The sequence below is a fragment of the uncultured Algibacter sp. genome, assembly GCF_947495925.1.
GTDB lineage: Bacteria > Bacteroidota > Bacteroidia > Flavobacteriales > Flavobacteriaceae > Algibacter_E.
The window spans coordinates 68,838-80,901 of the sequence record NZ_CANMAU010000003.1; the positions used below are offsets into that span (position 1 = coordinate 68,838).

At 31.5% G+C, this 12,064-nt stretch carries 12 protein-coding genes; 7 read left to right on the top strand and 5 right to left on the bottom strand.

The genetic code is table 11. The annotated features are described in order from the left end of the window. Positions 1 to 124 precede the first annotated feature (124 nt). The 3 genes from Q0857_RS06590 (at position 125) to Q0857_RS06600 (ending at position 3,786) form a co-directional block, all read left to right on the top strand. Complete coding sequence (locus Q0857_RS06590) at positions 125 to 1,351, top strand: O-antigen ligase family protein (protein WP_298533213.1); 1,227 nt, start codon at positions 125 to 127, stop codon at positions 1,349 to 1,351. After that, on the top strand, positions 1,323 to 2,333 hold the full coding sequence (locus tag Q0857_RS06595; RefSeq protein ID WP_298533214.1) for a glycosyltransferase family 4 protein: 1,011 nt from the start codon (positions 1,323 to 1,325) through the stop codon (positions 2,331 to 2,333). Before Q0857_RS06590 ends, Q0857_RS06595 begins: the two co-directional genes overlap by 29 nt. 61 nt (positions 2,334 to 2,394) lie before the next feature. Beyond that, complete coding sequence (locus Q0857_RS06600; protein WP_298533215.1) at positions 2,395 to 3,786, top strand: sugar transferase; 1,392 nt, start codon at positions 2,395 to 2,397, stop codon at positions 3,784 to 3,786. On the opposite strand, the gene Q0857_RS06605 is transcribed toward Q0857_RS06600, so the two are convergent. Both Q0857_RS06605 and Q0857_RS06610 read right to left on the bottom strand, forming a co-directional pair. After that, positions 3,787 to 4,956 (bottom strand): DUF4105 domain-containing protein, encoded by a 1,170-nt coding sequence (locus Q0857_RS06605; RefSeq protein WP_298533217.1) that lies wholly within the window; start codon positions 4,954 to 4,956, stop codon positions 3,787 to 3,789. After that, positions 4,956 to 5,987 (bottom strand): PorV/PorQ family protein, encoded by a 1,032-nt coding sequence (locus Q0857_RS06610; RefSeq protein WP_298534085.1) that lies wholly within the window; start codon positions 5,985 to 5,987, stop codon positions 4,956 to 4,958. Before Q0857_RS06610 ends, Q0857_RS06605 begins: the two co-directional genes overlap by 1 nt. Before the next feature lie 173 nt (positions 5,988 to 6,160). Here Q0857_RS06610 and Q0857_RS06615 point away from each other — a divergent pair, with 173 nt between their 5' ends. The 4 genes from Q0857_RS06615 (at position 6,161) to Q0857_RS06630 (ending at position 10,321) form a co-directional block, all read left to right on the top strand. Then, positions 6,161 to 6,886 (top strand): CDP-alcohol phosphatidyltransferase family protein, encoded by a 726-nt coding sequence (locus Q0857_RS06615; protein WP_298533218.1) that lies wholly within the window; start codon positions 6,161 to 6,163, stop codon positions 6,884 to 6,886. Beyond that, a complete protein-coding gene (locus Q0857_RS06620) occupies positions 6,887 to 7,774 on the top strand; it encodes a DUF808 domain-containing protein (protein WP_298533220.1) in 888 nt (295 codons plus the stop codon). Positions 7,775 to 7,986: 212 nt separating this feature from the next. Continuing rightward, the gene (locus tag Q0857_RS06625; RefSeq protein WP_298533222.1) at positions 7,987 to 8,769 is read left to right on the top strand and encodes an AraC family transcriptional regulator; all 783 of its coding nucleotides are present in this window, start codon (positions 7,987 to 7,989) and stop codon (positions 8,767 to 8,769) included. A gap of 79 nt (positions 8,770 to 8,848) precedes the next feature. Then, positions 8,849 to 10,321: a S41 family peptidase gene (locus Q0857_RS06630; protein WP_298533223.1), complete on the top strand. Its 1,473-nt coding sequence runs from the start codon at positions 8,849 to 8,851 to the stop codon at positions 10,319 to 10,321. Positions 10,322 to 10,324: 3 nt separating this feature from the next. Here Q0857_RS06630 and Q0857_RS06635 read toward each other — a convergent pair whose 3' ends face one another. Genes Q0857_RS06635 through Q0857_RS06645 form a run of 3 tightly spaced genes read right to left on the bottom strand, consistent with a single transcriptional unit; the run spans position 10,325 to position 11,847 of the window. Then, a complete protein-coding gene (locus Q0857_RS06635; RefSeq protein ID WP_298533225.1) occupies positions 10,325 to 10,489 on the bottom strand; it encodes an Arc family DNA binding domain-containing protein in 165 nt (54 codons plus the stop codon). A gap of 2 nt (positions 10,490 to 10,491) precedes the next feature. After that, complete coding sequence (locus tag Q0857_RS06640) at positions 10,492 to 10,983, bottom strand: hypothetical protein (RefSeq protein ID WP_298533227.1); 492 nt, start codon at positions 10,981 to 10,983, stop codon at positions 10,492 to 10,494. Positions 10,984 to 10,986: 3 nt separating this feature from the next. Beyond that, positions 10,987 to 11,847 carry an SPFH domain-containing protein gene (locus tag Q0857_RS06645; protein WP_298533229.1) on the bottom strand — a complete coding sequence of 287 codons (861 nt, stop codon included), beginning with the start codon at positions 11,845 to 11,847 and terminating at the stop codon, positions 10,987 to 10,989. Between the last annotated feature and the right edge of the window lie 217 nt (positions 11,848 to 12,064).

The window sequence follows — 12,064 nt, forward strand, 5'->3', positions numbered from 1 at the left end:
TATTAATTTGAAAAATAAATTCAGTTATACAGCTTTAGTTGGTTTTCACCTTTTTTTAGGAACGCTCATTTTTATCAATAAAGGTTTAGGTAAAATCTATTTTATTGCAGTCTTGATTTATTTTATGCGAAAGATAATTTTAGCATCAAAAAGAGATAAGGATAGATATATCCTCATGGGCTGTGCTTATTTTGTTGGTGCTGAGGTGTTTTTTAGAATGACCAAAAGTGCGCTATCATACGAGGCCTGTAAGTATATTGTTATGTTGTTCTGTTTTATGGGCATTATTTATAAAGGTGCTTCTGGTAGGGCTTACTCATATTTTATATACCTTATTTGTCTCGTGCCTGCCATTTTTGTCGCTTCCATGACCTTGAGTTTTGAGGCTGATTTCAGAAAGAATGTTTTATTTGTTTTGAGTGGACCTATTTGTTTAGGTATTGCGAGTATTTTTTGTTTTGACAGGAAAATTTCAAGACGGCAATTAGAAGATATACTGTTGTATGCTCTGTTACCATTAATTTCCCTAACAACCTATGTTTTCTTGTATAATCCTAGCGTAAAAGATGTGCTTTCAGGAACAAGTTCGAACGCTGCTACGTCTGGTGGTTTTGGAGCAAATCAAGTATCAACAGTTTTGGGTTTAGGTATGTTTATTATTGGGTCTAGAATAATTTCGGGATCTTCAAAATTGTGGGTCACTATACTGAATGTATTAATTTTTGTGGCTATTTCTTTTCGTGCAGTTGTTACTTTTAGTAGGGGTGGGGTAATTGTAGGTGTGCTGTGTATTGTATTTTTTTTACTTACGTATTTTGTAAGCTCGCCAGGACGTATTAAGGGTGCTTTATTAAAAAGATTGGTCTTTTTTTTAAGTATTATTCTAATAACATGGGGTATTAGTTCAAATCAAACCGAAGGCTTGATTGATAAAAGATATGCTAATGAAAATGCTCTTGGTGTAGAAAAGGAAGACGTGACTACGGGTCGTTTTACCCTGTTTATGGATGAGATAGATGGATTTGTGAAAAATCCTTTTTTTGGTCTTGGTGCGAGCAGAACAAAAGATAAAAGAATTGAAGAGCAACGAGAGGCACTGCCTACTCATAATGAAGTGGGACGGGTTTTGGGAGAACATGGTTTTCTAGGTATTGTTATTCTTTTGATATTAATATTTACACCATTAATATATAGGTCTCAAAATAGAAGAAACTATTATTTCTATGCTTTTTTATGCTTTTGGTTTGCTACAATTAATCATTCGTCTATGAGAATTGCAGCGCCAGGATTTATTTATGCTTTAGCTTTATTAAATATTACCAATGAAAAACCTGCTTTACATAGGAAATAATTTATCCGCTGAAAATAAAACACCAACGACGGTGGAAACTTTAGGTCGGCTATTAACTTTAGAAGGTTTTAATGTAAAAGTGGCATCTAGTAAACCCAATAAATTAATGCGATTACTAGACATGTTTGCAGCAGTGTATAAGTCAAGAAAAAATGTAGACTATGTACTTATTGATACGTATAGTACAGTGAATTTTTATTATGCTTTTCTAGTAAGTCAGTTATGCAGAATCCTAAGGTTAAAATATATACCAATTTTACATGGGGGAAAGTTACCTGAAAGGTTAAGTTCTTCCGTAAAATTATCTCAGCTTATTTTTAATAATGCCTATAAAAATGTTGCCCCTTCATTATATACAAAATCAAGATTTGAAGGATTTGGATATACAAATGTAATTTGTATACCAAATTCCATAGAACTAAAAGATTATAGCTTTAAGGCAAGAGTTTTCGATACCGTAAATCTACTATGGGTCCGTTCTTTTTCTAGGCTTTATAATCCGTTATTGGCTATTGATATTTTAAAGTTTCTTAAAGATGAAGGTATAGATTCAAGGCTTTGTATGATTGGTCCTGATAATGATGGAAGTCTGGAGGAGGCAAAAAATCATGCTAGAAAATTAAGTCTAGAGGTTGAATTTACAGGTATTTTAACCAAAAAACAGTGGCATAAAAAAGCAAAAGATTTTAATATATTCATTAACACAACTAATATTGACAATACTCCAGTAAGTGTTATTGAGGCTATGGCCTTAGGCTTACCAGTTGTTTCTACAAATGTTGGAGGACTGCCTTTTTTGATAAGGAATGGAGTTGATGGTGTTTTAGTTGAACCTAATGATATCAATACATTTACAGAGGCAATTAAATATTTGATAGGAAACAGTGAGAATATTCTAAGGATTACAGAAGCCGCCAGACTTAAAGTGGAGGAGTTTGATTGGGAGGTTGTTAAAGGAAAATGGATTTCTCTATTGTCTTAACATATGTTATCTGAATTAACTTACTATCTTTGCAGAAAAAAAGAAAGATATTTTTGCTTAGATGTCCAAACAAGGAATACATTTTAATATATCTGAACGTAAGGTACTACTTCGAGTTTTTGATGTATTAGTGGTTTTACTAATTCTCTATTTATTAGGGAATTCATTTCACTTTGACTATTTTACAATAACTAAGGAGAATTGGACTTGGATATTTGTTTTAGTTCTATACCTATGGATATTTGGAACTATTTTTGAACTTTATGATCTCCAGAAATCTAGTAGGATTGAAAAGATTGCAACGAGTATTGTGTTTACTGTTTCTGTTACAGTACTTTTTTATTTATTAACACCATTTTTTACTCCCTTACTTCCAGAAAATCGATTACAGATTTTGTTTTTTTATTTAGGAATATTGATTGCCTTGTTCTCCTGGAGGTTAGTATATGTTAATTTTATTGTATCGGCTAGGTTTTTTAAAAATGTCTTAGTCATTGGAGAAACGTCAAATATGGAATCCATGATTGATGCTTTGGTCGATTCTGACCCTAATTATAAAATTGTTGGTTTCGTAAATTGTGAAAAAACTAAATTAGGAGAAGTGAAATTCAATACGATTCCCGAGTACGACCCAAAACTTATTGAGGAGGTTATTGAAAAGGAAAATATTTCAGAAATTGTTGTAGCAAGTTTTAATTTGGACTGTATAACATCTGAAATATATTATAAGCTTTTAAAATTATTAGAAAGGGGATTTCCGATAAATGAGTATACTCAGGTTTATGAGGATATGACGCAACGTGTCCCAGTACAGTTTATTGGAAAAGATTTTTATCGTCATTTCCCGTTTAGCAGGAACAATCAAAATAAGTTGTATTTATTTTTTCATAGACTTTTTGATATTATCATTGCATTGGTTGGATTACTAGTGGGAACACTTTTTTTGCCCCTTATATTATTAGGGAATAGTGTTGCAAATAGAGGACCACTTTTTTATACTCAGGAGCGTGTTGGAAAAAATGGTAATTTGTTTAAGATCATAAAGTACCGCACCATGATTAAAAATGCCGAAAAGGATGGAGCTGTTTGGGCGCAAAAGGGAGATGCAAGAATAACTGTATTTGGAAAGTTTATGCGGAATACCAGGCTTGATGAATTTCCTCAGTTCATTAATATTTTAAAAGGAGAAATGAGTTTGATTGGTCCAAGACCAGAACGTGCTGTTTTTGTTAAGGAGTTAGCTCAAATGTTACCGTTTTATGAAACGAGGCATATGGTTAAACCTGGATTAACTGGTTGGGCACAAGTTAAAACAAAGTATGCCGCTTCTATAGATGATACTTTAACCAAACTTCAGTATGATTTATATTACATTAAGCATAGAGGGTTTTTATTAGATATAAATATTATAATAAAAACTTTAAGTACTGTGATTTTCTTCCGAGGACAGTAATTATTTTGAATAAAAAGAGACCAGATATATATATCTTATAAGTAGAGCTAGTAGTAATGGGATTAATCCAATAGCGAATACTTGTACACCAATTATCCAGTGCAGTGTCAGAAGACAAAGCATAATAATTAAAAGCTTCATATATTTTATAAACCAAGAGTTAACTTTAGTTTTAAAGAATTGACCAGTAACAAATAGATTCAAAGCGAAAGCCCATAATAAATTATAGTTTTGGTGTGTACCTTTATGGTTAGTGGCAAACCAAAGTAACAGAATTAAGACACCTACGGCACCTGTTATAGAAAATAAAATAATGTCTAGCCATTTACTTTGCTTGTTTAGTTTATAATCTCTATAAGTTATATAAATAATTAATAACCCAATGATACTCAGCAGGAATAACGGGCTTGTCAAAAAAGAACTTGTTATTACCTTTTCTTTCTGAGAATACAAAACTTGGCTTTGTTGCACTAAAGGAGCACCCTCATTAGATTTATTGGCAACTGCAAAGAATTTGTAAATGTTCTCTGGTAAAAACATATGGTCTTCGGTTGTGGCTTGTCTATCAATTACAGAGCCTAAAGCCATATCAATACCTAAACTCCCCCAAGAATTTCTGTTTAAATTATTCTGAATAAGTGTTCTAAAAGTTGCATCTTCAAAATCTCGTGGTTTATTAAACTGAATAGAGTTGTTTAGAGAAATATTGGTAACATCTTTAATTTTAGTAGCGCAATTATCAAAGAAGAAATCGTATAAATACCGTCTATTTTCAGGTTTGTAATTGTCTGTTAAATAGTTGTATAGCTTTTGTTTTTCTGAGATGGATAGATTTAAAACTTGCTCATTAATAGATCTATTATAATAAGCATAGATTTGATAAAACCTATTAAATTCTGTCTTACTAATTAAATAGTTTAGCTTACCCTGAGCAAATTTCAAATAGAAATTGGGTGCATCAAAGTCATACTCGCCGTAACCATAAACAACATCAATCTTTTTCTGACGGTCTTTTACTCTAAAACCACTATGTCCGAAAGCATCATTCAGAGATTCTCCGGGGCCGACTGTTAGCACACTAATCTCTGCTGTCTCAGAGAGTGTTAATTGCTGTGCATGACTTAATTTTATTGAAAATAAAAGGAGTAGAAAGAGTAACGTTTTTTGCATTATCTAAAGATACTAAAATCAAGTTTTAAAGAAAACACGTTTGAATATAAGGCGACGCTTTGGTCTCCAATATCTGTAAAAGCATAATCAATTTGAATTCCATTATACTTAAAGCCCAAACCGAAACTAGGTTGAAATGTTAATTGGTCTGTATTATCAATTTGAAGTTCATTTTGAAAATTTCCCATTCCACCTCTTAGATAAACCATGTCAATATAGCCAAACTCAAACCCCACTGCCGGATTTATACTTGCAAACGAGGTAGAAATAACATCATTGGTTTCGGCAAAGCGCATATTTAAATTTACAGAAGTAAGAAGTGTGTAATCGTAATTGAAATCTACTAATTTTGATACACCAATTTGCAATTTAGGAATAGTTATTTCTGTCGTTTGAGGTAATTCCTGATTCTGACCTGCTACGGCATTTTGAATTTTAGAAAACTCCTCCTCATCAATTGCCCAAGCATTAAATGTGGTAGTTATATCTCTTGCCATAACTCCAAACTTCCAATTATTTTCCGTTTGAAATTGAAGCCCAAAATCTAGACCAAAACCCCAAGAAGATGCAAAATCGCCAATAATGCGCCTTATCACTTTAGCATTAACACCATAGTTAAGACCTTGAACTGGTAATTTTCTGGCGTAAGAGAAGGTTAACCCATAATCGGCAGTAGAAAATAGACTTATTCTGTCGTAGTTAATATTACCTTGTTCATCAATAAGTTGTGTCGTGTTTAAAATATCATCAACAGCAAAACGAATTAGAGAAAATCCTACGGCACTTCTGTCATCTAGCGGCATTGCAAAAGCCGCATAGTCGTAGTTCGCTATATTGGCAAAATAGCTGGAATGCATTAATGCTAGCTGATTATCTTCCAAATTAACTAGACCAGCGGGGTTCCAATAACCTGAGTTCACATCGTCAGAATGTGCTGTTACAGCATTACTCATACCCAATGCAGCGGCATCTACACCAATATTCATGAACTCGTTAGAATACTTTCTAACAGTTTGACTAAATAAGGACATAGATAAAACACAAAATAATGTGGTTATGTAGGGTCTCAATCGCAATTTTTTTACAAAGATGCACATAATTTATAAACCTATAAACTTCAATTTATAACAGATATTGTTTAATACTTGTAATAGACGCTAATAGTTTGTTATTTTTACAAAAATTAATTTTGAAGAATGTCTTAATGAAGAAACATATTCCGAATATTTTAACACTTTTAAATCTTTTATGTGGTAGTATAGCTGTTCTTTTTGCTGTAAATTCTAATTTTATTAGTGCGGCATTATTTGTTTTTCTGGGTATTTTCTTTGATTTTTTTGATGGTTTTGCAGCGAGAAAATTAGAAGTTCAAAGTGAATTAGGTTTGCAATTAGATTCTCTAGCCGATATGGTAACAAGTGGTCTCGTGCCTGGGATTGTCATGTTTAAACTATTAGAGCTAGTTGTTTCAGACTGGGGCGTGGTAAATTTATCAAGTGGTTATCATTTGCCTTTTGTTCCTGCATTCGGACTTATAATTACACTTGCATCGGCATACAGATTAGCTAAGTTTAATGTAGACAACGAACAGCAAACCTTTTTTAAAGGTCTTCCAACACCTGCAAATGCCTTATTCATACTTTCGCTGCCATTAATACTAGAATTTCAAAATAACGATTTGATTAATAGCATTATTCTTAACAGGTGGTTTTTAATTGGGGTTGCTATTTTAAGCGCTTATTTATTGAATTCAAACATTAAATTGTTTGCTTTAAAGTTTAAAGATTATGGTTTTAAAGGCAATAGCACAAGGTATATTTTTCTCCTGCTTTGCGCGGTATTACTAATTGTTTTAAAATTTGCTGCAATACCGGTAATTATAGTATTATATATTTTAATGTCTGTTTTAGACAATTCAATTTCAAAATAGATGGCATCAGGTTTTTTCGCGCTCTTTGATGATATTGCTGCCCTAATGGATGATGTGGTAGTAATGAGTAAAATTTCTACCAAAAAAACAGCGGGTATTTTAGGCGATGATTTAGCTGTAAATGCAGAAAAGGCCACTGGTTTTGTGGCTTCAAGGGAGCTGCCAGTTCTATGGGCTATTACTAAAGGCTCTGCACTTAATAAATTAATTATACTACCTATAGCATTTTTACTAAGTGCTTTTGCGCCTTGGGGGGTTACCCTTGCTCTAATTCTTGGTGGTGTATATTTGGCTTTTGAAGGCGTAGAAAAAGTATATCATTTCATTTTTCATAGGAGTAGTCATGAACAAGATAGTATTGAGTTAAAGTCTAAAAATGAGTTGAATTTATCAAAAGAAGAACTACTAAGTGTTGAAAAAAAGAAAGTTAAATCCGCTATTTTTACAGACTTTATTTTATCTGTTGAAATAGTCATTATTGCTTTAGGAACGGTAATTGGTAGGCCTATTTTGTTTCAAATCTTGGTCGTTTCGATAGTGGCAATAATTGCTACAATTGGAGTTTATGGTATCGTGGCATTAATTGTTAGAATGGACGACTTTGGCTTAAAATTGGTTAAATTGAATGATAACAAAAAGAGCTTCTCATATATTATTGGAAACGTGCTAATTAATACACTGCCATGGGTGATAAGGAGTTTATCGGTTATTGGGACTATTGCCTTACTGTTAGTTGCAGGAGGAATATTTGTTCATAATATTGAGTTTTTTCATCATTTTTTGGAAACTTTTCCAGGTTTTCTAAGAGACTTTATTGTGGGCATATTGGTAGGTATTGTTGCATTATTAGCTGTAAAACTATTTCAATTTATTAGGAGGCTGTTTTAGTTTTTAATGATTAGCAGTTTTTCAGATGCAGAACTCATATTTTTTTAAGTTTTGCGATTATTTAGATGTTTAAGTTGGCGCATTTTAAGATGTGGAAATTACTGTTTTAATTAGTGTGGCAGTTTCCCCTTTTTATAACTACTTTTTTGATAATTATCCGTAGTTTACAATGGTACTTCTCAAAGAAAAGAGGTTAGTTACGACAAATATTTATGAAGAATATAAGTGAATATCATTATAAACCTATTTTGGATGGGCTGGAATTTTTAAGGGCAAAATCGCATACCATAGATTTTCCTTTTCATACACATGATACGTTTAATATTGCTTTAATTTTAGATACTACATTCAATATAAAACTCACTGATAAATTTTTAAAAGTACCAAGAGGTGTGCTTTCTATTGTAAACCCAGATGAGGTTCATGCTACACCATGCGATAGGGATCAAGGAAATTCATTTTTTACATTTTATGTTTCACCAGATGTTATTAAATCTTTTAATAATAATAGAAACGTTTTTTTTCGGAATAAAGTAATTTATAACACTCAGCTATTCAATGAATTCTATTTCTTATCTGAAAACTTAGAAAATGCATCTGTTAATTTTGAATTTAGATTAACAAAGGCATTAAAACAGTTAGTTGTAAATTATGCCGAAGATGAGATGTTTAGTTATAAAACAACTAAATTATTTCAGACCTTTATAAATGAATCTTCGTTCGAAACATTTTCTTTAGATAAAACAGCTTCCCAATTCGGTATAGATAAGTTTAAGTTTATACGCTTATTCAAACAAGAAACAGGTTTAACACCGAATAATTTTGTACTATTAAAAAAAATAGAAAAAAGTAAACAACTACTTAAAAAAGGTGTCCCAATTTTAAATGTAGCAGTTGATGCTGGTTTTTATGATGCTCCTCACTTTTATAAAAATTTTAAACGCTTTACAGGTGTTACTCCCTTAGTTTTTCAGGATTCTTATTTTGTACAATAAGTGCAATAATGTACAACAGATTCATGATTTATAGTCTTACATTTGATGGTACATAGCCATTATATATATCAAACTAAATATGATTAAACAGTCTATATTCGTATTAATTTATCTGACATTATTAATTAATACAAACCTTATTGCTCAAAATCAGGATTCAAGTAATTTTTGTTCAGTTGAAAAATTAAAAGAAGATTTTAGACTTCTAAGACATAATATGGAAACCATCCAGACAGGGTTGTATACTTATACCAATAAGACTAAAATGGATAGAGCTTTTGATAGTCTAGAAATGACGATAAAACAGCCCTTATCTTCAGTTGAATTTTATAGAAAAGTTATTTTATTAAATCAATTTATTAAAAATGGGCATACAAGTATAAAACCCAGTGTTACATATGAAAAACAAAGAAATGAGTTATTTACACTATTTCCTTTTGAGGTGTATTTGGATAATGATATTTTGTATGTGTTAAAAAATAATTCTTCAAATGATGATATTCAAGATGGGAGTATAATTAAAAGTATTAATGGTGAAGATGCAGTTACACTTTATAAAGAGTTTCGTGCTAAACTACCTCGAGATGGTTTTAATACTACTTTTCCTGATAAGGTACTTAGCTCTTCTTTTAATGATATTTATGCCAACTTAAGAGGTGATTATGAAATTTATAATATTGAATTGATAAGCTTAAAAGGAGAAACTTTAAATATTGAAGTTAATGGATTAACAAAACAAAATATAAAGAAAAATAAGTGGAATAAATATCAAGATGATAGTAAGTGGTGGGGAGAGACTCAGGAGCCTGTTTTAAATCTTAGAACAGATGATAATGTTGCCATTATGGAAATCAAAGTTTTTTCTATTTACTATGCTAAAAGAGTAAAACAGAATTTTAAAGATTTTTTTAATGAGTCATTTTCACAATTAATAAAAGAAGATATAGAACATCTTGTAATAGATTTAAGAAATAATGGTGGTGGAGATGAAAAACCAACATTAGAATTGCTTTCCCATTTAAACGAAACCCCATTTGTTTTTTATGAGGATATGTATGTGAAAACTAATAAAACTCCTAATCCAAAATTTTATAATCAAAGTGGGTTTAGTATTAATTTTTTGTATCCATTATTTAAATTGAAAAAGAAAGGAGAAGTTTATGGTATAAAAGGAATACCTGGTTTGAAAGAATTTAAACCCGCAAAGTCAGTTTTTAAAGGAGACGTGTATGTGTTAACAAATGGATTTTCATTTTCTGCCACGGGAGAAATAGCTTCTCATATTAAAAATATAAATAAAGCTTTGTTTGTAGGAGAAGAGGTTGGTGGTAATACAAACCAACATGTAAGTGGAACTAGTAGACTTTTAACATTACCAAATTCTAAGATTAGAGTAAGAATCCCAATAGAGTTGTTTAAATTAAATGTGAAATCTGAAAATACTGGACATGGCGTTATTCCAGATTATTATGTAAGACCAACTATTACGGATAAATTATTAGATAAAGACCCAGAAATGGAGTTTGTGTTTAAGTTAATAGAAGACAAATAGGGGTTACTCTGATTTTTTTTTAGGAGCCCGTTTAGCCTTTTTTATACTTTCATTAAGCATCCACTCAATCTGGCCGTTGGTACTGCGAAACTCATCTGCAGCCCACTTTTCAATAGCCTTGAGCATATCCTCGTTAATGCGTAGCGCAAAAGCCTTTTTCTTTGCCATAATTAAATTTCATATAAATATCTCTCTATAACACTATCAGCATCATGTTTCTTTTGAGTACCAATTAATACTTTTTTGCCATTTTTTAATTCTAATTGAATACCAATATTGCCTTTAACGTTAATAGCGATTCCATTATTCTTTTTCCAAAGCCAACCACCTTTTAATCCCCATCCTCCAAATTCAGAAATGGCATCATATTTTCTAGTTTTAGCTTTTTTTATATGTTTCCAAAGTATGGTTTTCATCTTCAAATGAAAAGGAAAAAATTGATAATGTATACCACTTTCGTCTATTCTGGTTTTTAGTTTAAAAATGAATATAAGTCCCATGGATATTAAAACGATAGTCATGGTACCAATATATTGATTTAAACTCATTTGATTTTCATAAAAAAGCTTTGTAATTAGAAATATGGGAATCATACTTGAGATACTCAATAATATAATTAGCCAAGTTTGAGTAAACCGTTGTTCTTCTTTAAAGACTCTCATTATTTATTGGTTCAATGTCCCCGTGTTTAATACCGGTGATGCATCTTTATCACCACAAAGAATAACCATTAGGTTACTTACCATGGCAGCTTTACGTTCTTCATCCAGTTCAACTATTTCTTTTTTTCCAAGTTCCTCAAGAGCCATTTCTACCATACTTACGGCACCTTGAACAATTTTATGTCGCGCCGCAACAATTGCTGTTGCTTGTTGTCTTTTTAACATGGCATTGGCTATTTCTTGAGCGTAAGCTAAGTAACCTATTCTTGCCTCTAAAACTTCAATACCGGCAATAGACAGGCGTTCATGAATTTCTTTTTCTAAGGCTTCGCTTACTTCGTTCACACTAGACCTTAATGTGATATCTTCGGTATGGCCCTCATCTGCAAAATTATCATAAGGGTACATACTAGCCAATTTACGTACAGCGGCATCGGTTTGAACTCGAACAAAATTTTCATAATTATCCACATCAAAAGCGGCTTTGTAAGTGTCCAGTACTCGCCAAACAAGAATCGTGCTAATCATAATTGGGTTGCCCAGTTTATCATTTACTTTTAGTCTTTCGCTATCAAAATTACGGGCACGAAGGGAAATTTTCTTTCTAGTATAAAAAGGAATGACCCAATAAAAACCATTCGTGTTAATAGTTCCAACATATTTTCCAAATAAAAGAAGGACTCTTGAGTTGTTAGGTTGGACCATAATGAATCCTTTAAAAATGAAAATGGCTATGATGAAAGGTATTATAAATAACAAACTTCTTGATAGAATGACTATGGAAATACTTCCGAAAAGTATAATTAAAAAAATGAACAGCATTGAATAGCCATTTGTGGGTGTGATTATTTTTTCTTCTCTCATAATATGTAGGATTATTTAAAATGATATTAAAATGATATCATAAAGATATGAATAAATTTTTAATGTTTCCTAAATAATTACAATATTTGTTTTGCTCTTGACAGATTGTAAGTTTTGGATGCGTTAATTAAATTGGAGTATGAAAATAGATATTGACTGTTGAGAGTAAATCTATTTAGAAGATCCTAAAATTTGGGTTGGCGCAAAAAAAAAGATA

Coding starts and splice junctions, on each gene's coding strand:
- Q0857_RS06590 (WP_298533213.1), top strand. CDS start 125: ATGCGAAAGATAATTTTAGCATCAAAAAGAGATAAGGATAGATATATC.
- Q0857_RS06645 (WP_298533229.1), bottom strand. CDS start 11,847: ATGAGAGAAGAAAAAATAATCACACCCACAAATGGCTATTCAATGCTG.
- Q0857_RS06605 (WP_298533217.1), bottom strand. CDS start 4,956: ATGCAAAAAACGTTACTCTTTCTACTCCTTTTATTTTCAATAAAATTA.
- Q0857_RS06600 (WP_298533215.1), top strand. CDS start 2,395: ATGTCCAAACAAGGAATACATTTTAATATATCTGAACGTAAGGTACTA.
- Q0857_RS06620 (WP_298533220.1), top strand. CDS start 6,887: ATGGCATCAGGTTTTTTCGCGCTCTTTGATGATATTGCTGCCCTAATG.
- Q0857_RS06610 (WP_298534085.1), bottom strand. CDS start 5,987: ATGTCCTTATTTAGTCAAACTGTTAGAAAGTATTCTAACGAGTTCATG.
- Q0857_RS06630 (WP_298533223.1), top strand. CDS start 8,849: ATGATTAAACAGTCTATATTCGTATTAATTTATCTGACATTATTAATT.
- Q0857_RS06640 (WP_298533227.1), bottom strand. CDS start 10,983: ATGAGAGTCTTTAAAGAAGAACAACGGTTTACTCAAACTTGGCTAATT.
- Q0857_RS06595 (WP_298533214.1), top strand. CDS start 1,323: ATGAAAAACCTGCTTTACATAGGAAATAATTTATCCGCTGAAAATAAA.
- Q0857_RS06635 (WP_298533225.1), bottom strand. CDS start 10,489: ATGGCAAAGAAAAAGGCTTTTGCGCTACGCATTAACGAGGATATGCTC.
- Q0857_RS06625 (WP_298533222.1), top strand. CDS start 7,987: ATGAAGAATATAAGTGAATATCATTATAAACCTATTTTGGATGGGCTG.
- Q0857_RS06615 (WP_298533218.1), top strand. CDS start 6,161: ATGAAGAAACATATTCCGAATATTTTAACACTTTTAAATCTTTTATGT.